Consider the following 18863-nt stretch of genomic DNA (forward strand, 5'->3'; position numbering starts at 1 on the left):
CTCATGCCCTCCCGGCAAGTGCGTCGGTGATGTTTACGCGCATGGCGCGCAGCGCCGGCAAAGCGCCCACGAGCAGTCCGAAAAGCAGCGCCAGCCCGACGCCGATCAACCAGCTCGTCAAGCCCGCCGCCGGCAGGTTCAGGGCACCGCCGCTGCCGGCGGACACCGCCGGCCCGATCACACTGGCCAGGAACAGCCCGACGGCGCCGCCGATCAGCAGCAGCAGCACCGACTCGGCCAGCACCATGGCCAGCACGCTCTCACTCGAGAAGCCCAGCGTCTTCAGCACCGCGATCTCGCCAGTGCGCTCGCGCACCGCCTGCATCATCGTGTTGCCGGCCAGCAGCAGCAGCGTGAAGAACACAGCACCCATGATGGAGGTGACGATGAGGTTGATGTCGGCCAGTTGCCGCATCCAGGCCGACATGGCGGCCTGCTCGGTCAGCGTGCGGGTCTCATGATCGGAGTTGGCGGAGATCTCGTCGATGGCCTTGAGTACGCGGTCGGCCTGGTTGACGTCCTTCACGCGCGTCACGTACCAGCCTGCCTGGCCCTGATTCCACGGCGTGGTGTCGTCGAAGTACTTCCAGTTCAGCAGGAACATCTGGTCGTACCAGGCACCGCTCTTCTTGTCGGCCACGTGGATGAAGCCGACGATCTTGAAGGGCCAGTTCTGGCTGCCGCTGCGGTCCGGGAAGATGGTGGACTGCATCGGAATCTGGTCGCCCACCTTCCAGCCGAACTTCTTGGCCAGGCCCTCGCCGACGAGGGCGCCGTCCTTGGTCTCGGCGAAGGCCTTGCGGTGCTCGGCCGAGACCTCCATCTCCGGGTACACATCCAGGTAGTTGGGCGAGACGGCGAAGCTGAAGACCTGGTTCTCGGGCTTCTGGTAGGCGCCACCAAACCAGTTGGCGAAGGCCACGTCCTTGACACCGTCGATCTGCGAGATGCGCGCGCCCAGGGACATGGGCAGCAGCTGGATGAAGCTGAGCTTGGCGCCCGTTTGCAGACGCTGCGCGCCATTGGCACTCTTGCCGGCCTGGTCGAAGCCGACGCGCACCGCGTCCAGCAGGCCAAACAGCAGGAAGGCCGTAATGATGGACACGAGGGTCAGGAATGTCCGCCCCTTGCGCCTGAACAGCGCGGCCCAGATCAGGTGGAGGTATTTCATGAGGCCTCCCTTAGGCGTGCGCCTCGGCTTCAGTCACCAGCGTGCCCTTGTCGAGATGCAGCGTGTGACTGGCGCGGGCGGCGGCACGCGGGTCGTGGGTGACCATGACGATGGTCTTGCCGTGTTCGCGATTGAGCGCCTGCAGCAGTGTCAGCACGTCCTCGGCGGACTGGCGGTCCAAGTCGCCGGTAGGCTCGTCGCAGACCAGCAGCGTGGGGTCGGAAACGATGGCCCGTGCGATGGACACGCGCTGCTGCTGGCCACCCGACAGCTCGGTGGGTTTGTGCGAGGCGCGGTCGGCAAGGCCCACAAGCTGCAGCGCGATGGCCGCGCGCTTCTTACGCTCGGCCGCCGAGAGCTTGGTCAGCAGCAACGGCAGCTCGACGTTCTTCTGCGCCGACAGCGTGGGCATCAGGTTGTAGAACTGGAACACGAAGCCGACGCGGGAGGCGCGCCATTTCGCGAGCGCGCCGCCAGCGAGCTTGTCGATGCGCTCGCCACCCACGCTGATCGAGCCGCCACTGGGGGCATCCAGGCCACCCATCAGGTTGAGCAGCGTCGTCTTGCCCGACCCCGAGGGGCCCATCAACGCGAGGAAGTCACCCTGTTGCACGTCGAGGTGGATGCTGTGCAGCACCTCCACCTTCTGCTTGCCGCGGGTGTAGACCTTGGACAGGTCGCGGATCTCGATCAATGCGCTCATGCTCTCAGTCCTTGCTCACGATGTTGGAACCCTGCTTCAACTCGGCCGGCGGCGAGACGACGACTGTCTCTCCCGCCTTCAGCCCGCCGGTGGCCAGCTTGAACTTGCCGACATCGGCGCCCAATTGCACGGCACGCTGCTCGGCACGTCCGTCTTGGACGACGAACACCGCCGACACGCCCTCGCGCTGCACGACGGCATCGGGCGGCAGCAGCACGCCCGGCACCGGCTTGACCTCAGCCTTGGGCTTGGTCGCCAGGAAGCTCACGCGCACGCCCATGTCGGGCACGACACGGTCGTCCTTCTGCTCCAGCGCAACGCGCACCTTGACCGTGGCCTTGCCACGGTCGGCACTCGGGATGACGGCCACCACATGGGCCGGGATCTTCCAGTCCGGATAGGCGTCTAGCACGGCCTCGCAGGGCATGTCGGGCTTGACCTGGGCGATGTACGCCTCATTGACGTCGACGTTCACTTCCAGCGAGTCCATGTCGACGATGGTGCCTACGCCAGTGCGAGTGAAGCCGCCGCCGGCCGAAAGCGGCGAGATGATTTCGCCCACCTGGGCCGCCCGCGCCGTGACGACGCCATCGAAGGGTGCGCGCACAGTGGCGTAGTCGAAGTTGACGCGCGCCTGCCGGGCCTGTGCCTGGGCTGCCTCGATCTGGCGTTGCGCGGCCTCCATCTGGGCGGAAACGGTCTTCACGGCCGTGGCGGCCTGCTCGCGGGACTGGCGTGTCGTCATGCCGCTGGCGGCAAGCTCGGCCTGGCGACGCTCGTCGGCCTGGCTTTGCGCGAGCTGGGCGCGCAACTGGCCCAGGTTGGCCTCGGCTGTGCGGATCTGGGCCTCGGCGGCCGCGAGGCCGGCCTTCAGCCCGGTGTCGTCAAGCCGCGCCAGCACCTGGCCCTTCTTGACCTTGAAGCCCTCGTCGATGAGCACCTCGGTCAGCGTGCCGGTCATCTGGGCCGAGACGGTAGCCATGCGGCGCGCCGTCACGTAGCCGGTGGCCTGCAGCACCGCATCGGCCGCCGCCCCCTGACCGTTTGCGCGCACGGTGGCCGTCTGCACGGCGACGGCCTTGTTGCCCGCCACGAACCACCAAGCCGCGCCGCCCGCCAGGGCCAGCACGACCAGGCCAGCCACGCCGCCCCATACCCACTTGGGAGGGCCGCCGCCCTGGTCCTCACGATGCGCACCGTCGATGCGCAACTCCTTCAGCAATCCGGTATCGATGACACGCCCCTGAAAGTCTCGCTCGCCAGACCTCGTCGGCCCTCGAACGCAACGGCCTCACGGCCACCCACTTGGAACCCGGCGCGCATTGTGCAGTGGCTGCTGCCACAGGGTGTCATCAATCGATGAACGGCAGCCTGCGCTGGCGAATCGACAGCCAGGGCCGATGAACGGCGACGGTACGGGTCAGCTGGCGACCAGGCCGTTACGGATGGCGTAGACCGTCAGCTCGGAATTGTTCGTCAGGCCCAGCTTCTCCAGCACTCGGGCACGGTACACACTGACAGTCTTGGGGCTGAGCATCAGCTCCTCGGCAATGTCCGAAAGGCGCTTGCCCGAGGCGATCATGACCAGGGTCTGCAGCTCGCGGTCGGAGAGCTTGTGATGGGCCTGCTCGGTGACCGGCGCGGTCAGGCTCTCCACCAGCATCTGCGCGATCTCGGGCGTCACATACTTGCGCCCCTGGGCCACCGTGCGCACGGCCTGCACAAGACTGGCCGGGTCGCCGCCCTTGTTGACGTAGCCATAAGCCCCCGCCTTCAGCGCGCGAATGGCGTACTGGTCCTCGGGGTACATGGAGACGACGAGGGTGCGCACCGGGTTGCCCTCTTCCTTGAGCACATGCAGCACGTCAAGGCCCGAGCGGCCCGGCATGTTGATGTCCAACACGAGGACGTCGCATGGGCCGTCCTTGCCCTGGGCACCGCCCAGCTGATGCAGCAGGCCGCGCAGCTCGGTGTAGTCACCGGCCTCACCGATGACTTCGATGTCCTGGGCATCTGCCAGCGTGTCGCGGATGCCACGGCGGATCAGGCCGTGGTCGTCGCAAAGGATGACGCGGATCACACGCGCCCCCAGATGGAGCGACCGTCGTCGTCCTTGTCGAAGTCGGTTGCGTCGTCCAGGGCATCAATGGCGTCCTGGGCCAACGGCACCGTCAGGATGAGGCTCGTACCACCACCCGGCGGACTGGAGAGATCGAGCCAACCGCCCACGGTGGCCGCCCGCTCGTGCAGACCACGGATGCCGAAAGACCGCTCTTTGGCCAAGTCCTGAGTTCCCATGCCTCGGCCGTTGTCGCGGATTTCCAGCGTCAGCACGCCGGAATCCAGGCTGAGCTCGATGTCGACCCGGGTCGCTAGGGCGTGCTTGGTCACATTCGTCAGCGCTTCCTGGGCCGTGCGGTAGGCCACCAGCGGCACGCCCGGCGGCAGCGCCAGGCGCTCATCGCCAACACGCAGGCCAGCCTCGATGCCCGTGCGGCGCTCGAAGCGAGCCGTCATCCACTGCAGCGCAGCCACCAGTCCCTGCTCCAGGATGGCGGGCCTCAGGTTGTGCATGATGCGCTGGCTGGCATCGATGGCAGCGTTGACGGTCTCCAGTGCAGCGCTGACTCGCTGCCGGACTTCCGGCGTCTGGGCGTGACGGTCTATCCAGGCCAGGTCGAACTTGATGGCCGTCAGCGAGCCGCCGACATCGTCATGGATCTCTCTAGCGATGGCTGCTCGCTCCAGCTCCACGCTGGTCTGCAGGTGGCCCGCCAGCGCATGCAGCCGCTGCTTGGATTTGACAAGCTCATGGTCGGCCGCAACCCGTGCGCGCTCGTTCTCGGCCGCATCGACCGCGTGCAGCAGGGCCGGCGCCAGGCGGTTCAGGTTGTTCTTCAGCAGGTAGTCGGACGCGCCATCACGCATCGCACCGACCGCGATGTCCTCGCCGATCTCGCCCGAGACGAGGATGAACGGCACCATCAGCCGCCGAGCCTTCAGCGCCTCCAGCACGTCCAGGCCCGAGTAGCCCGGCAGGTTGTAGTCGGAGACGATGGCATCCCAGGGCCGCTCCAGGGCCGCCAGCACCGCAGGCAGCGCGTCCAGCCGCTCAAGCTCCACCTTCAGCCCGGCACGGGCGAGCTGGGCCGAGATGAGTTGGTGGTCGAGTTCGGAATCCTCGACATGCAGCACGCGCAGGACCCGGGAGGCCTGCTCCAGACCAGAAATCGTCATGGGGGCGCAGTATGCCGCGCGCCGGGACCAATGGCTGGCGCCACACTCAACGCGGTTCAGAGCGGTAATACCGCGCGTTCTCCCGACATCTCCTCGTCGACAGGTGTCGAAAAAGGGGTGAACATGCCATGATGCATTTGCCCTGAGAGTATCCACAGGGCTTTGGGACACAAAAGCAAGCATCCCCTCGCGGAGCCACGATGCAGTCAGAACCTTCCACCGCCGCCGATTTCGATGGAGCCGTGGCCGCCATGCCGCTGCTGGCGGCCGCGGAATTGCAAGATCACCTGCTGACGGTGACGCACGACCTTGAGCGCCTGCAGCGACTGCTGGACGACGCCGGCGAAGCCCTGTCCTCGCATTTCTTCAGCGCCTCCAGCCAAGCCATGAGCCTGCTCAGCAGCAGTGACGGCACTCCGGCCTCGGAAGGCCTCAAGCAGATCATGCAGGACATCGCCGGCGCCATCACGGCGCTGCAATTCCAGGACATGGCCACCCAGCTCATCGCCCACACCAGCCAGCGTCTGCGCAACTGTTCGGACCAACTGGCCCGCGACACTTTCGGCATGGATGACGAGGACGGCGCGGCCGTCGTCGAGATCGCGCCGCTGCGCCCCAACCCGGTCACGCAAGACGAGATGGACGCCGGCTCCATCGAACTCTTCTAATTTCCCCGCAATCTCAGCCCCCTGGCAACACGTCCCCCTCGGAGAAAACTCAATGCACTCAATCCTCGCTGTCGACGACTCGGCCTCGATGCGCCAGATGGTGGCCTTCACGCTCAAGAACGCCGGCTTCAACGTGGTGGAAGCAGTGGACGGACAGGACGCCTGGGAAAAATCCGGCCAACGGGACTTCGACCTCGTGCTGACCGACCAGAACATGCCGCGCATGGACGGTATCAGCCTGACCAAGAAGCTGCGCGAGAACCCCAAGTTCAAGACCACGCCCATCCTGATCCTGACCACCGAGTCCAGCGACACGATGAAGCAGGCGGGCCGCGCTGCCGGCGCGACCGGCTGGCTCGTCAAGCCTTTCGACCCGGCCAAGCTGATCGAAGTGATCGGCAAGGTCATCCGCTGAAGTCAGGTCCAAAGGGAGCATTGCCATGGGTGACATGACCACCGAAGGCGCCAGCATCAGTGCTGGCATCGACCTCAGCCAGTTCTACCAGGTCTTCTTCGAAGAGGCTGGCGAGAACCTCGACAACATGGAGCAGTTGCTGCTCAACGTGAACGTCGAGGCCGCCGACGATGAAGAGCTGAACGCCATCTTCCGCTGCGCCCACTCCATCAAGGGCGGTGCAGCGACCTTCGGCTTCTCCGACGTCGCCGAGCTGACCCACCAGATGGAGACGCTGCTGGACAAGCTGCGCCGCCACGAACTGCAGCCCAACGCTGCCATGGTGGACGTGCTGCTGCAGTCCGGCGACGCTCTGCGCGCACAACTGGGCCGCCACCAGGGCTCCGGCGCCGACCCCGTCGACACGACCGACCTGTTGACCAACATCAAGGCCTTCGTCGAAGGCGGCGGCGCTGCACCTGCCACGGCTGCTCCTGCGCCGGCACCCGTTGCTGCAGCCGCCGCACCGGCGCCGACACCGGCCGCTGCCGCGCCCGCCGCGGCCGCCACGACCGCCACCCGGCTGCTGGAGCTGCAGGTCGGCCCGCTGACGGACCTGAGCCTGGCCGACAACCTGGTCGAGCTGTTCAAGGAAATCACCGACCTCGGCACCATCGAACCTCTGGACGCTGGACAGGGCTCCGACGGCATGCGCCGCTTCAAGGTGCTGACCAGCTCCACTGACAACGACCTGCTGGACCTGTTCACCTTCCACGTTGCCCGCGAGCAGGTCAAGCTGATGCCGCTCGGCCCTGGCTTCGGCTTCCACGAAGGCGCACCCGGCGCGCCGCCGGCCGAACCGCCGTCCACCGACCCCGGCTACGGCTTCTTCGACAATGCCCCCGGCGTGCCGGCCAGCGCCACCGCGTCCGCAGCGGAAGAAGCCAAGCCCGCCGCCGCCATCGTGCCGGCCCGCGCGGCCACGCCGGCCCGCACCGACGCCAAGCCTGCCGGCGGCGGCCTGGACCAGACCACGCTGCGCGTCTCCATCGAGAAGGTGGATCAGCTCATCAACCTGGTCGGTGAGCTCGTCATCACCCAGGCCATGCTGGCCCAGAACAGCCGCGAGCTGGACCCGGCGCTTTACCAGCAGCTCACCAGCGGCCTGGCCGACCTTGAGCGCAACACGCGTGACCTGCAGGAATCGGTAATGTCGATCCGGATGATTCCGATGTCGACGGTGTTCAACCGCTTCCCGCGCATGCTGCGCGACCTGGCTGCCAAGCTGGGCAAGAAGGTCGAGCTGGTCACGCAGGGCGAGGCCACCGAGCTGGACAAGAGCCTGGTCGAGAAGATCACCGACCCGCTGACCCACCTGGTGCGCAACAGCTGCGACCACGGCATCGAGATGCCGGCGGACCGCCTTGCCCGCGGCAAGCCCGAGCAGGGCACGATCACGCTGGTGGCCTCCCACCAGGGCGGCAGCATCGTCATCGAGGTGCGCGACGATGGCCGTGGCCTGAACCGCGAGAAGCTGATCAAGAAGGCCCGCGAGAAGGGCATCGACGCGCCGGACACGATGACCGACGCCGAGTGCTGGAACCTGATCTTCGCGCCCGGCTTCTCCACAGCCGATGTCGTCACCGACGTGTCGGGCCGCGGCGTGGGCATGGACGTCGTGAAGAAGAACATCACGTCCCTGGGTGGCACCGTCGAGATCGACTCCGCCGAGGGCTATGGCATGAAGGTGTCCGTGCGCCTGCCGCTGACGCTGGCCATCATGGACGGCATGAGCGTGGGCGTAGGCGACGAGTGCTACATCCTCCCGCTGTCGAGCGTGGTCGAGTCCTTCCAGGTTCAGGCTGACACGATCAAGACGGTTGCCGGCTCGGGCCGCGTCGTCGAGGTGCGTGACGAGTACATGCCGGTCATCGAGCTGGAGAAGGTCTTCGACGTACCGCGCTTCGATTTCGAGCACGTCAGCTCCATCATGGTCGTCGTGGAAGCCGAAGGCGGCCGCGTCGCGCTGCTGGTGGACGAGTTGCTCGGCCAGCAGCAGGTCGTCGTGAAGAACCTCGAAGCGAACTACCGCAAGGTCAGCGACGTGTCGGGCGCCACCATCATGGGTGACGGCCGCGTCGCACTGATCCTGGACGTCGGCAGCCTGGTGCGCCGCTCGCGCCACTAAACAATCCAACCCAAATAGAGAGGTCCATATGGAAGCCAGCAACGTTCCCGCCCTGCGCCAGCAAGGCGCCGTCACGGCCCAGTCCGCAGGCCCCAAGAGCGGCGAATACCTGACCTTCCGGCTCGGCTCGGAGGAGTACGGCATCGACATCCTGAAGGTGCAGGAGATCCGCTCCTACGAAGCCCCCACGCGCATCGCCAACGCGCCGGATTTCATCAAGGGCGTCGTCAACCTGCGCGGCGTCATCGTCCCCATCGTTGATCTGCGCCTGAAGCTGGGCTGCCCCAGCGCCGAGTACAACAGCTTCACGGTCGTCATCGTGCTGAACGTGAAGAACCGCGTCGTTGGCGCTGTGGTGGACTCGGTGTCAGACGTTCTTGAGCTGAGCCGCGACGCGATCAAGCCCGCGCCCGAGCTGAACACCTCTTCGGTGGACACGAGCTTCATCACCGGCATCGGCTCGGTGGCCGAGCGCATGCTGATCCTGATGGACATCGAAGGCCTGATGAGCAGCGCCGAGATGGGCCTGATGGACGCTGCCATCGCAGCCTGACCGACACCATCAAGAAGCAAAAAGGGCGGCCTGCGGGCCGCCCTTTTTTGTGGTGCGCGCTAAAGCGTCAGACGCGCTCGGACACCCAGCCCACCACGCTCTGCAGGGCCGCGGCCACGCCAGCTGGCTGCGTGCCGCCAGCCATGGCCAGGTCAGGCTTGCCGCCCCCCTTGCCGCCCACCTGTTGGGCGACGAAGTTGACCAGCTCGCCGGCCTTCACCTTGGCCGTGCTGTCCGACGTCACGCCGGCCGCCAGCTGCACCTTGTCGCCGTCCACGGCAGCCAGCACGATGGCCGCGGTCTTGAGCTTGTCCTTGAGCTTGTCCATGGTCTCGCGCAGCGTCTTCGCGTCGGCGCCCTCCAGCCTGGCGGCCAGCACCTTGAGGCCCTTCACGTCCACGGCCTGTGCCAGCAGCTCGTCGCCCTGGGCTGATGCCAGCTTGCTCTTGGCTGCGGTCAGTTCCTTCTCCAGCTGACGCACCTGCTCCAGCACGGCATGCAGGCGCGAACCCAGCTCGTGCGGCGTGGTCTTGAGCGTCATCGCAGCGCCTTGCACCGTGGTCTCCAGCGACTGTAGATAGGTCAGCGCGTTGTCGCCGGTGACGGCCTCGACGCGGCGGATGCCGGCCGCGACGCCAGACTCCGCGACGATCTTGAACAGGCCGATGTCGCCCGTGGCCTTCACGTGCGTGCCGCCGCACAGCTCCTTGGAGGAGCCGATGCTGAGCACGCGCACCGTGTCGCCGTACTTCTCCCCGAACAGCATCATGGCGCCCGACTTCTGCGCGTCGTCCAGCGCCATGACCTGCGCTGTGGCACCGGCGTTCGCCAGGATCTCGGCATTGACCAGCGACTCGATCTCTCGGATCTCCTCGGCCGTCAGCGGCGCGTTGTGCGCGAAGTCGAAGCGGGTGCGTTCGGCGTTCACCAGCGAGCCCTTTTGCTGCACGTGCGCGCCCAGAACCTCGCGCAAAGCCTTGTGCATCAGGTGGGTGGCACTGTGGTTGCGCACCGTCTTGGCCCGACGTTCGGCGTCCACGCGGGCGGCGAAGACGTCTCCGACCTTGACCGAGCCTTCGGTCACGCGGCCATGATGACCGAAGACATCGGCCTGGATCTTGACCGTGTCCTCAACGATGACGCGCGTGGCACCGTTGCGCAACTCTCCGGCATCGCCGACCTGACCGCCGCTTTCGGCATAGAAAGGCGTGTTGTCCAGAACGACGACGACGTCATCGCCGGCCTGGGCCTCGGCAACTGGAGCGCCGTCGACATAGACGGCCGTGACCTTGGCAGCCTCGCAGACGAGGTGCTCGTAGCCATGGAAGCTGGTAGGCACACCGCTATACGCCAGGCCCTGGGCCATCTTGAACTTGCCGGCAGCGCGAGCGCGGTTCTTCTGCTCTTCCAGCAGCTCGTTGAAGCGCGCCTCGTCCACCGCCACGCCGCGCTCCCGGCAGACGTCGGCGGTCAGATCGACCGGGAAGCCATAGGTGTCATGCAGCTTGAAGGCGGTGTCGCCGTCGACGTTGCCCCCCTTGGCGAGGGCAGCCTCGAGGATCTCCATGCCCGTGGCGATGGTCTGGAAGAAGCGCTCCTCTTCCTGCTTCAGCACGTCGGTGACGCGGCCTTGAGCCTGGCGCAGCTCGGGGTAGGCATCACCCATCTCGGCCGAAAGGGCCGCCACCAGCTTGTGGAAGAAAGGCGTGCGGGCGCCCAGCTTGTAGCCGTGGCGGATGGCGCGGCGGGCGATGCGGCGCAGCACATAGCCGCGGCCGGCGTTGCCGGGAATGACGCCGTCGACGACGGTGAACGAGCACGCGCGGATGTGGTCGGCAATGACCTTCAGGCTCGGGCTGTCCTTGTCGCAGTCGCTGCCGCCCGCGGCGTCCACCGCTGACTTGGCCGCCGCGAGCAGATTCACGAAGGTATCGATCTCGTAGTTGCTATGCACGTGCTGCAGCACGGCGGCCAGGCGCTCCAGGCCCATGCCGGTATCCACGCTGGGCTTGGGCAGCGGGTGCATGACCCCGTCTTCCGTGCGGTTGAACTGCATGAAGACGTTGTTCCAGATCTCGATATAGCGGTCACCGTCTTCGTCCGGGCTGCCCGGGGGGCCTCCGGCGACCTCGGGGCCGTGGTCGTAGAAGATCTCGGTGCAGGGGCCGCAGGGGCCGGTATCGCCCATCATCCAGAAGTTGTCGGACATGTAGCGCGCGCCCTTGTTGTCGCCGATGCGCACGATGCGCTCGGCGGGCACGCCGACCTGCTTGTTCCAGATGTCGTAGGCCTCGTCGTCCTCCGCATAGACGGTGACCCAGAGCTTGTCGGCCGGGAGCTTGAAGTGGACAGTCAACAGCTCCCAGGCGTAGGCGATGGCATCCTTCTTGAAATAGTCGCCAAAGCTGAAGTTGCCCAGCATCTCGAAGAAGGTGTGGTGCCGCGCCGTGTAGCCCACGTTGTCCAGGTCGTTGTGCTTGCCACCCGCGCGGATGCACTTCTGGCTCGTGGTCGCGCGGCTGTAGGGGCGCTTGTCGAAGCCCAGGAAGACGTCCTTGAACTGGTTCATGCCCGCGTTCGTGAACAGCAGCGTCGGGTCGTCGCCTGGCACCACGGGGCTGGAGGCGACGATCTGGTGGCCTTTCGACTCGAAGAACTTCAGAAAGGTCTGGCGGATCTCGGCGGCTTTCATCCCGGGGGCTTTCTGGAAAAGGTCAGTGACAAAGAGGAGCGATTGTAGAGAGGGGGCTTTACGTGCCGCGGGTAGAGTGATGTTCAAACCCCTCTGGAGAATCCCCGATGGACCCGAACTCCCCGCTGGCGGCGCTCGACGACGCCAGCCTGCTGCGCAGCCAGGCGCTGATCAACGGCGAGTGGGTGGCTGGCGCCGCCAGCTTCGCCGTGACCGACCCGGCCACTGGCCAGGAGCTGGCCCAGGTGCCCAACCTGGGCCGCACCGATGCCGACACAGCCATCGCCGCGGCAGTCAATGCGCTGAATGCCTGGCGCGGCAAGCCGGCCAAGGAGCGCGCAGCCGTGCTGCTGCGCTGGCAGCAATTGCTGATCAAGCACGCCGATGACCTAGCCCGGCTGATGACGGCCGAACAGGGCAAGCCGCTGGCCGAGGCGCGCGGCGAAGTCGTCTACGGCGCCAGCTTCCTGGACTGGTTCGCCGAGGAGGGCAAGCGCGTCTACGGCGAGACCATCCCGACGACGGACCCGAGCAAGCGCTATCTGGTTGTCAAGCAGGCCGTGGGCGTCTGCGCAGCCATCACGCCCTGGAATTTCCCGCTGGCCATGATCACGCGCAAGGTCGCACCGGCGCTGGCCGCCGGCTGCACCGTCATCATCAAGCCAGCCGAGGCCACGCCGCTGACGGCGCTGGCCGTTGCCGAACTCGCACAGCGCGCCGGTATGCCATCCGGCGTGCTGAACGTGCTGACCGCCGATGCGGCGCAGTCCGTCGAGATCGGCAAGCTGCTGTGCGAGAGCGACGTCGTGCGCCACTTGTCCTTTACCGGCTCCACCGAGGTGGGTCGCATCCTGATGGCCCAGTGCGCGCCGACGATCAAGAAGCTCAGCCTGGAGCTGGGCGGCAACGCGCCCTTCATCGTCTTTGACGACGCCGACCTGGACTCGGCTGTGGACGGGGCTCTGGCCAGCAAGTACCGCAACGCCGGCCAGACCTGCGTCTGCGCCAACCGCATCTACGTGCAGGCGGGCGTCTACGACGCCTTCCTGGAGAAATTCGCGGCCAAGGTCGCAGGCCTGAAGACCGGCAACGGCTTCGAGGCCGGCATCAACGTCGGCCCACTAATTGACGACCAGGCCTTGCAGAAGGTGGAGACCCACGTGGCAGACGCCATCGCGCTCGGCGCCAAGCTGCTGACCGGCGGCAAGCGCATCGAGACGGCGGGCGGCAACTTCTTCGAGCCCACGCTGCTGGCTGACGCGACGTCGGAGATGCTGTGCTCGCGGGAAGAGACTTTCGGCCCGGTGGCGCCGGTGTTCAAGTTCCAGACCGAAGAGGACGCAATCCGGCTCGCCAACTCGACCGAGTTCGGCCTGGCCAGCTACTTCTACAGCCGCGACATCGGCCGAATCTTCCGCGTCGGCGAAGCGCTGGAGTACGGCATGGTGGGCATCAACACCGGCCTGATCTCGACGGCCGAGGTGCCGTTCGGTGGTGTCAAGCAGTCGGGCCTGGGCCGCGAGGGAGGGCGCCAGGGCATCGAGGACTACATCGAGGTGAAGTACCTCTGCCTGGGCGATATCCAGAAGTAGCCCTGCGCCAAACGCCCTCGTCCAAGCGGGTCGCGCAACAAAAAAGGGGCCCACGCTGTGGGCCCCTCGCTTTGGCCGAGCTCGTGAAGCGGCTCGGCCATTTCCTGCTCGTCGTTAGAACTCGTAGCGGCCCGTCACCTGCATGGCCCACGACGATTCGCCGCGGGTCTGCTTGTTGATGAAGTCCTGCGGATCGTTGACCGAGTAGATCATCTTGCCCGTGGCCGAGTCGATACCGGCGTAGCGAACGAAGGTGCGGCTGTTGCCTGCACCGAACGGTGCTTCGTCGATGCGGCCCCAACGCTTGTTGATCAGGTTGCCGAAGTTCAGGATGTCCAGCGTCAGCACGCCCTTGTTGTTGTTGAACAGGCCCGGCACCTCCTGGCTCACGCGCACGTCGAAGCTGTTCGTGAACTTGGAGTAGGCGGAGTTGCGGCCCACCACGCCGCCCTTGAACTTGCGCAGGCCCGGCTCGCTGTCGACGATGGACCAGAACTTGGCTTCTGCCTGGGCAGCCGTGCTCTGCTGGTAGGCACTCAGCGCAGCAGCGTTGGTGATGGTGGAGCCAGTGTTGGGCAGGCGGAACAGCACCTCGCCGGAGCCGGGGCCCTTCGGGATGTACAGCAGGTCGTTGCCGGACACACCGTCGCCGTTCATGTCGTTGGCGAAGACCCAGCTGTACGGACGGCCATCGCGACCCTCATAGACCACGCCGAAGCTGGTCTTGTACTTGCCGAAGAACGCCTTCGAGAAATTCATCTGGGCGTTGAAGCGGTTGCGGATCAGCGAAGCCGAGTTCGCGGCCACTTCCTCGTTCGGGTTGAAGATGGAACGGTTCAGCCAGTTCGAGTTCGAGGTCGAGGAGGTCAGCGGGCTGACTTCCGTGGCGCTGGTGCGGGTGTAGGCCACGCCCCAGCCGAAGCCGTTGCGCGTGGGAGCGCTCAGCGACAGGGTCAGCGCGTTGCCGCTGCCCTTCTTCGTGTTCTCGACGACGGTCACCGTGCCATAGGACAGGTTGCTGAGAGCCTTGTTGCTCAGGCAGCCGGTCGGGTTGCTGTCGTTGCCGCCGGCAAAGCACAGCGGGTTGCTGCCGCCGGCGTTGTAGAACATGTCGCGACCGTCGACGGGCGAGGTGCGGGTGGCAGCGCCCAGGTTCAGGTGCTTGTAGTACAGGCCGTCATTGACCTTGGTGTGCAGCAGCTCGGCACCGGCCACCAGGCCGTACCAGGGCAGTTCGCCGTCCCAGGCCAGGTTCATCTTCCAGACCGAGGGCTGGCTGGTATTGGGGCCGATGAAGTCGACGTTGGCAGCCGGCGGCGTACCGGTCACGATCGGCTGTGCGCCGGTGTTGGGCGTGAACTGGATGGTGGAGCAAGGCGTCGTCGTCGCGCTGCAGCTGAAGTTGGCGGTGGTGACGCCGGTGTTCTGGTAGGGGTTGGTCAGCCAGACCGAAGCTGCCGAGCCCATGAACAGACCGAAGCCGCCGCGGACCTGCGACTTGCGCTTGTCCACCGGATCCAGCGCATAGTTGAAGCCGAAGCGCGGCTGCACCAACTTCTCGCCGTCCAGCGTGCGGGTGTTGTCGTAGCCGAAGCCGCCCGACTGGCGCGTATTCGTGGCCGGGTTGCCCGCGATCATGGGGCTGGACGCCGCAGCGTTGGCCTTGGGACGGTCGCCCGTGCTGAGCATGTCGACTCGGATGCCGCCGGTCAGGGTCAGGCGCTTGTTGACATTCCAGGTGTCCTGAATGAACACACCGACGTTGCTCAGCGTCCAGTTGGCGGCACCGTCAGTCAGCGTGTTGCCGGCCAGGGGCAGTTGCACCGTATAGGACGTGACCTGGCTGTTCTGCCACATCGCGACCGGGTCGGTGCCGCTGAAGGTGTACGTGCCCTTGGTGTTCTGCAGGAAGGCGTTGAAGATCTCGTTGCGTTGCAGGTCGGCACCGGCCTTGATCTCATGATCATCAAGCATCAGGTTGCCGGCGAAGTACGCGTCCAGCGTCTTGGTCTTCAGGCTGTTGAAGTGGCGGCTTTGCTCGGTGCCGAAGCGCAGCGTGCGGTTGCCAGTGGCAGTACCGGTCGGGGCCGGCGTCGTCCAGACCAGGCTGATCTGCGGCAGGTCGCTGTTGTTCTTCGGGTCGCTCGCGTAGTCGCGCTTGGAGACCTTCAGCTCGGTGGAGAAGGTGTCCGTCCATTCGGAGAACAACTGCCCCACCAGCGTCTCCAGCGTCTTGTCCTGGCTGTACCAGTGCGAGGACATGGTCAGGATGTTGGCACTGAAGCCCGGGAAGATCGGGTTGCTTTCCTCCGACTTCGTGTAGCGCAGGTTGGCCTTGTGCTTGTCGGAGATGTTCCAGTCGAGCTTGAGCAGCGTGTCCTTGGCAACCAGCTGCACGCCGGTGGGGATCGCCATGCTGCCGATGTCGATCTTGTAGATGTCGGAGGCCACCTTCTGGGCAGCAGCGATCTGCTCGTTGGTGATGCCGACGTTGGCTTGCGCGCTGCCCACCGGGCCGAAGCTCGGGGCGTTGCGGCTGCTCTTCAGCTCTTCGTAGCTGGCGAAGAAGAACAGCTTGTCCTTGATGATCGGGCCGCCGAGGGTGAAGCCCTTCAGGTCTTCCTTGAAGGCCGGCGACTTGAACGTCGTGCCTGCCTGGCGATTGAAGCGGTCGCCCGCCATGTTGGCGTCGCGGTAGACGTAGTAGACGCTGCCCTTGAACTCGTTCGTGCCGGACTTGGTCACCGCGTTGATGTTCGCGCCGGTATAGCCCTGCTGGGTGACGTCGTAGTTGGAAATGTTGACCTGCACCGCCTGGATGGCGTCGATCGAGATCGGCTGCTTGAGCGTCGGCAGGCCGTTGGACTCCAGGCCGAATGTGTCGTTGACGCGCACGCCGTCGATGGTGACGGAGTTGAAGCGGGCGTTCTGGCCGGCGGCGGAGATGTCGCCACGTTCCTTGTCGGTCTGCGACAGGCGCGGGTCCGTGCGGGCATAGTCGGCCAGGCTGCGGCTGATGGACGCGAAGTTGTCCAGGTCGGCGCGGCTCAGGTTGGTGCCCGAACCCATGGCGGTGCTGGCGAACTTGCTGTTCGCGGCGGCACTGCCCGTGACGACCACGGCTTCGAGTTGGTTGGCGCCCAGCGCCACGTCGAAGTTGGTGGTTTCGGCCAGCTGCAGGTAGACGTCGTCACGGACGCTGCGGTCGGAACCCTTGCTCACCGTGATGGTGTAGGGACCGCCCACGCGCAGGCCGCGGGCACCGTAGCGGCCTTCGGCGTCGGTCACCTGCGTGTTCGAGGAACCGGACTCCCGGTGCACGATGGTCACCGTAGCGCCGGCCACCGGCTTGCCATCCGTGGCCGTGACACGACCGGCGACAGCCGCCGTCGTGTTCTGCGCCATCGCGGGTGCTGCGGCCACGATGGCCACGGCGGCGCAGAGCGCCGATAGCGGGAACCCAGATCCAAACCTGTTGCTCATCCCAATCACTCCTGTTGTGCGCGCAGGGCGCGGCTGATGTCGAAAAATGGTCACGGAAACGTCATGAAGCGCTTCCCGTGGTCGCGCCGCCCGGCCCTGCAGAGGGGCGGGGCGCGACGGTGAACAGAATTGTCATGACTTTCTGTGACAGAACTTTACGGGTAAGTCAGAAGTGGCCATTTTTCGACACGCAGCCCAGGCCGAAGCACCGGGGCGGTGCGTCGCTCGCTCGCGACAGTGCACATCGAACACCCCTCCATCTGGGGGCGTCAAACGCCGAAGTCCTCCAGCGCAACCCAAAATGCACCATATTGGTGCATTTCTTTCAACAATGTAAACATTGAGAGCCCATGTGGTCTTGTCGCGAAACCGCGACAAACTCGGGCAACAAACCCACTTCTAAGATCGCGCCCTTCTTCAAGCCCTCCCCGCCATGGTCCACACACCCTCCTACCGCCTCGGTGCCGGCCTGCTGCTCGGCGTCCTGCTGCTCGCCGGATGCGCGACCCAGCAGTCCCCCAGGACGGCCGAGCTGACGCTGTTCTCCATCAACGACTTCCACGGCAACATCCAGCCCGCCCAGCCCACGCCGCTGATGCCTCGCGTGGCCGACCCGGCTACCGGTGAGGTCAAGGCGCAGCCCGCAGGTGGCGTGGCCCACCTGGCCACGGCGATGGCGACGCTGCGCGCCAAGTACCCCGACTCCATCGTCATTGCCGGCGGTGACCTGATCGGCGCGTCACCACTGATCTCCAGCCTGCTGCGTGACGAACCGACGCTCGCGGCGCTGTCGCAACTCGACATCTCAGCCAGCGCGCTGGGCAACCACGAGCTCGACGCCGGGCTGCCCGAACTGCTTCGCAAGGCGCGCGGTGAATGCGCGCCGACGGAATGCCTCTGGCCTGGCTTCAAAGGCCCCGGCTTCCCCTATCTGGGCGCCAATGTGCTGGATGCCAACACCGGCAAGCCGCTGCTGCCCACGCACGTGATGAAGCAGTCGGCCGGCTTTAAGGTTGGCATCGCCGGCGTCGCGACGCTGGACACCCCCCACGTCATCGTTGCCCGCGCGATCAAGGGCATTCGCTTCGCTGACGAGGCCGACACCCTGAACGCACTTGTGCCCCAGCTCAAGGCCGAAGGCGCCCAGGTGCTCGTGGCCGTCATGCATGAAGGCGGCGTGCAAGGCCCTGGCAGCAGCGCCAACGACCCGACATACGCCTGTCCGACGCTGACCGGACGCGTGCTGGACATCGCCAAGCGGCTGGATCCGGCCTACGCCATCATCATCGGCGGCCACACCCACCAAGCCTACACCTGCAAGATCAATGGCCGCCTCGTCGTGCAGGGTGGCAGCTACGGTGGCTGGATCACCGAGACCCACCTCAAGCTCGACGCTGCGGGCCGCGTGCTGGACGCCCAGGCCGTCAACCACCCGGTGCTGCAGTCCGTCTATGCGCCCAACCCGGCTCTGGCCAACCTGGTGGCCCAGGCCGCTGCCCTCACCCAGGCGGCGCGCAACAAGCCGGTCGCCACGCTACCGCGCGGCGCAACACGTCATGCCAAGGAGCCGAACGGCGACTCATGGCTGGGCAACCTGATCGCCGACAGCCAGCTTCTCTACGCCCGCAAGCAGGGCCCCGCCGACATTGCCTTCATGAACCCGGGCGGCATCCGCGCCGACCTGACCGTCGAGCCCGGCAAGGCCACGACGATGAGCGACCTGCTGGCCATTCAGCCTTTCGGTAACGACATCGTCGCGCTGACGCTGACCGGGCAGCAGCTATGGGACATCCTGCAGCGCCAATTGCCCAAGGGCGACGCCGCGCCGCGCATGCTGCAGCCCTCGTCCACGCTGCGCTACCACTGGAGCAAGGGTGCCGACGGCGTGGCTCAGCTCGGCGAAATCCTCGTCGACGGCCAGCCACTGAACCGCACCCGGGACTACCGCGTCATCGTCAACAACTTCCTGTCGGAAGGCGGCGACGCCCAGGCCGGCTTCAAGCATGGCCGCGATCGCGCGGTGCTCGGCACCGACATCGACGCTCTCGTCGAGCTGCTGCGCGACGCCCCGCAAGCCGTCACGCAGGCCGCTCCCGGCCGCATCGTGCGGGACTGAAACAGCTATGCGGGCACCCTAGGGCAAACCTGTAACTTCTTGTAGCTACCCCATCCCGACACGCTG

13 protein-coding genes are annotated in these 18863 nt (G+C 66.0%); 6 read left to right on the top strand and 7 right to left on the bottom strand.

Annotation, left to right across the window (positions count from 1 at the left end; all coding sequences use genetic code 11):
* Window position 1 precedes the first annotated feature (1 nt).
* From QM732_RS17325 to QM732_RS17345, 5 genes are all read right to left on the bottom strand, one after another.
* The gene (locus QM732_RS17325; RefSeq protein WP_415657346.1) at window positions 2-1171 is read right to left on the bottom strand and encodes an ABC transporter permease; all 1170 of its coding nucleotides are present in this window, start codon (window positions 1169-1171) and stop codon (window positions 2-4) included.
* A gap of 10 nt (window positions 1172-1181) precedes the next feature.
* Window positions 1182-1874, bottom strand: a complete 693-nt coding sequence (locus tag QM732_RS17330; protein ID WP_415657347.1) for an ABC transporter ATP-binding protein — start codon at window positions 1872-1874, stop codon at window positions 1182-1184.
* A gap of 4 nt (window positions 1875-1878) precedes the next feature.
* Window positions 1879-3096 (bottom strand): efflux RND transporter periplasmic adaptor subunit, encoded by a 1218-nt coding sequence (locus tag QM732_RS17335; protein WP_415657348.1) that lies wholly within the window; start codon window positions 3094-3096, stop codon window positions 1879-1881.
* 198 nt (window positions 3097-3294) lie between these two features.
* Window positions 3295-3954 (bottom strand): response regulator, encoded by a 660-nt coding sequence (locus tag QM732_RS17340; protein WP_415657349.1) that lies wholly within the window; start codon window positions 3952-3954, stop codon window positions 3295-3297.
* On the bottom strand, window positions 3951-5111 hold the full coding sequence (locus QM732_RS17345; RefSeq protein WP_415657350.1) for a response regulator: 1161 nt from the start codon (window positions 5109-5111) through the stop codon (window positions 3951-3953). Before QM732_RS17345 ends, QM732_RS17340 begins: the two co-directional genes overlap by 4 nt.
* Window positions 5112-5311: 200 nt before the next feature.
* On the opposite strand from QM732_RS17345, the gene QM732_RS17350 reads away from it, so the two are divergent.
* Genes QM732_RS17350 through QM732_RS17365 form a run of 4 tightly spaced genes read left to right on the top strand, consistent with a single transcriptional unit; the run spans window position 5312 to window position 8914 of the window.
* On the top strand, window positions 5312-5779 hold the full coding sequence (locus QM732_RS17350) for a hypothetical protein (RefSeq protein ID WP_415657351.1): 468 nt from the start codon (window positions 5312-5314) through the stop codon (window positions 5777-5779).
* A gap of 52 nt (window positions 5780-5831) precedes the next feature.
* The gene (locus QM732_RS17355) at window positions 5832-6194 is read left to right on the top strand and encodes a response regulator (protein WP_268165303.1); all 363 of its coding nucleotides are present in this window, start codon (window positions 5832-5834) and stop codon (window positions 6192-6194) included.
* A gap of 25 nt (window positions 6195-6219) precedes the next feature.
* Window positions 6220-8361, top strand: coding sequence for a chemotaxis protein CheA (locus QM732_RS17360; RefSeq protein ID WP_415657352.1), 2142 nt, complete (start codon window positions 6220-6222; stop codon window positions 8359-8361).
* Between the two features lie 28 nt (window positions 8362-8389).
* The gene (locus QM732_RS17365) at window positions 8390-8914 is read left to right on the top strand and encodes a chemotaxis protein CheW (protein ID WP_415657353.1); all 525 of its coding nucleotides are present in this window, start codon (window positions 8390-8392) and stop codon (window positions 8912-8914) included.
* A gap of 67 nt (window positions 8915-8981) precedes the next feature.
* On the opposite strand, the gene alaS is transcribed toward QM732_RS17365, so the two are convergent.
* A complete protein-coding gene (alaS, locus tag QM732_RS17370; RefSeq protein WP_415657354.1) occupies window positions 8982-11606 on the bottom strand; it encodes an alanine--tRNA ligase in 2625 nt (874 codons plus the stop codon).
* Between the two features lie 107 nt (window positions 11607-11713).
* On the opposite strand from alaS, the gene QM732_RS17375 reads away from it, so the two are divergent.
* On the top strand, window positions 11714-13198 hold the full coding sequence (locus tag QM732_RS17375; protein ID WP_415657355.1) for an NAD-dependent succinate-semialdehyde dehydrogenase: 1485 nt from the start codon (window positions 11714-11716) through the stop codon (window positions 13196-13198).
* A gap of 114 nt (window positions 13199-13312) precedes the next feature.
* On the opposite strand, the gene QM732_RS17380 is transcribed toward QM732_RS17375, so the two are convergent.
* Entirely contained in the window at window positions 13313-16681 is a 3369-nt protein-coding gene (locus QM732_RS17380; RefSeq protein WP_415657356.1) for a TonB-dependent receptor, read from the bottom strand.
* A 433-nt stretch (window positions 16682-17114) separates the two neighbouring features.
* Between QM732_RS17380 and QM732_RS17385 the strand changes: the two genes are divergently transcribed.
* On the top strand, window positions 17115-18797 hold the full coding sequence (locus QM732_RS17385; RefSeq protein WP_415657357.1) for a bifunctional metallophosphatase/5'-nucleotidase: 1683 nt from the start codon (window positions 17115-17117) through the stop codon (window positions 18795-18797).
* Window positions 18798-18863: the final 66 nt, after the last annotated feature.

This window comes from Roseateles sp., from assembly GCF_047654805.1.
GTDB lineage: Bacteria > Pseudomonadota > Gammaproteobacteria > Burkholderiales > Burkholderiaceae_C > Pelomonas.

Excerpts from the sequence above, each read along its gene's own strand:
- QM732_RS17325 (WP_415657346.1), bottom strand. The coding sequence starts at position 1,171 with ATGAAATACCTCCACCTGATCTGGGCCGCGCTGTTCAGGCGCAAGGGG.
- QM732_RS17330 (WP_415657347.1), bottom strand. The coding sequence starts at position 1,874 with ATGAGCGCATTGATCGAGATCCGCGACCTGTCCAAGGTCTACACCCGC.
- QM732_RS17345 (WP_415657350.1), bottom strand. The coding sequence starts at position 5,111 with ATGACGATTTCTGGTCTGGAGCAGGCCTCCCGGGTCCTGCGCGTGCTG.
- QM732_RS17350 (WP_415657351.1), top strand. The coding sequence starts at position 5,312 with ATGCAGTCAGAACCTTCCACCGCCGCCGATTTCGATGGAGCCGTGGCC.
- QM732_RS17355 (WP_268165303.1), top strand. The coding sequence starts at position 5,832 with ATGCACTCAATCCTCGCTGTCGACGACTCGGCCTCGATGCGCCAGATG.
- QM732_RS17360 (WP_415657352.1), top strand. The coding sequence starts at position 6,220 with ATGGGTGACATGACCACCGAAGGCGCCAGCATCAGTGCTGGCATCGAC.
- QM732_RS17365 (WP_415657353.1), top strand. The coding sequence starts at position 8,390 with ATGGAAGCCAGCAACGTTCCCGCCCTGCGCCAGCAAGGCGCCGTCACG.
- alaS (WP_415657354.1), bottom strand. The coding sequence starts at position 11,606 with ATGAAAGCCGCCGAGATCCGCCAGACCTTTCTGAAGTTCTTCGAGTCG.
- QM732_RS17375 (WP_415657355.1), top strand. The coding sequence starts at position 11,714 with ATGGACCCGAACTCCCCGCTGGCGGCGCTCGACGACGCCAGCCTGCTG.
- QM732_RS17380 (WP_415657356.1), bottom strand. The coding sequence starts at position 16,681 with ATGAGCAACAGGTTTGGATCTGGGTTCCCGCTATCGGCGCTCTGCGCC.
- QM732_RS17385 (WP_415657357.1), top strand. The coding sequence starts at position 17,115 with ATGGTCCACACACCCTCCTACCGCCTCGGTGCCGGCCTGCTGCTCGGC.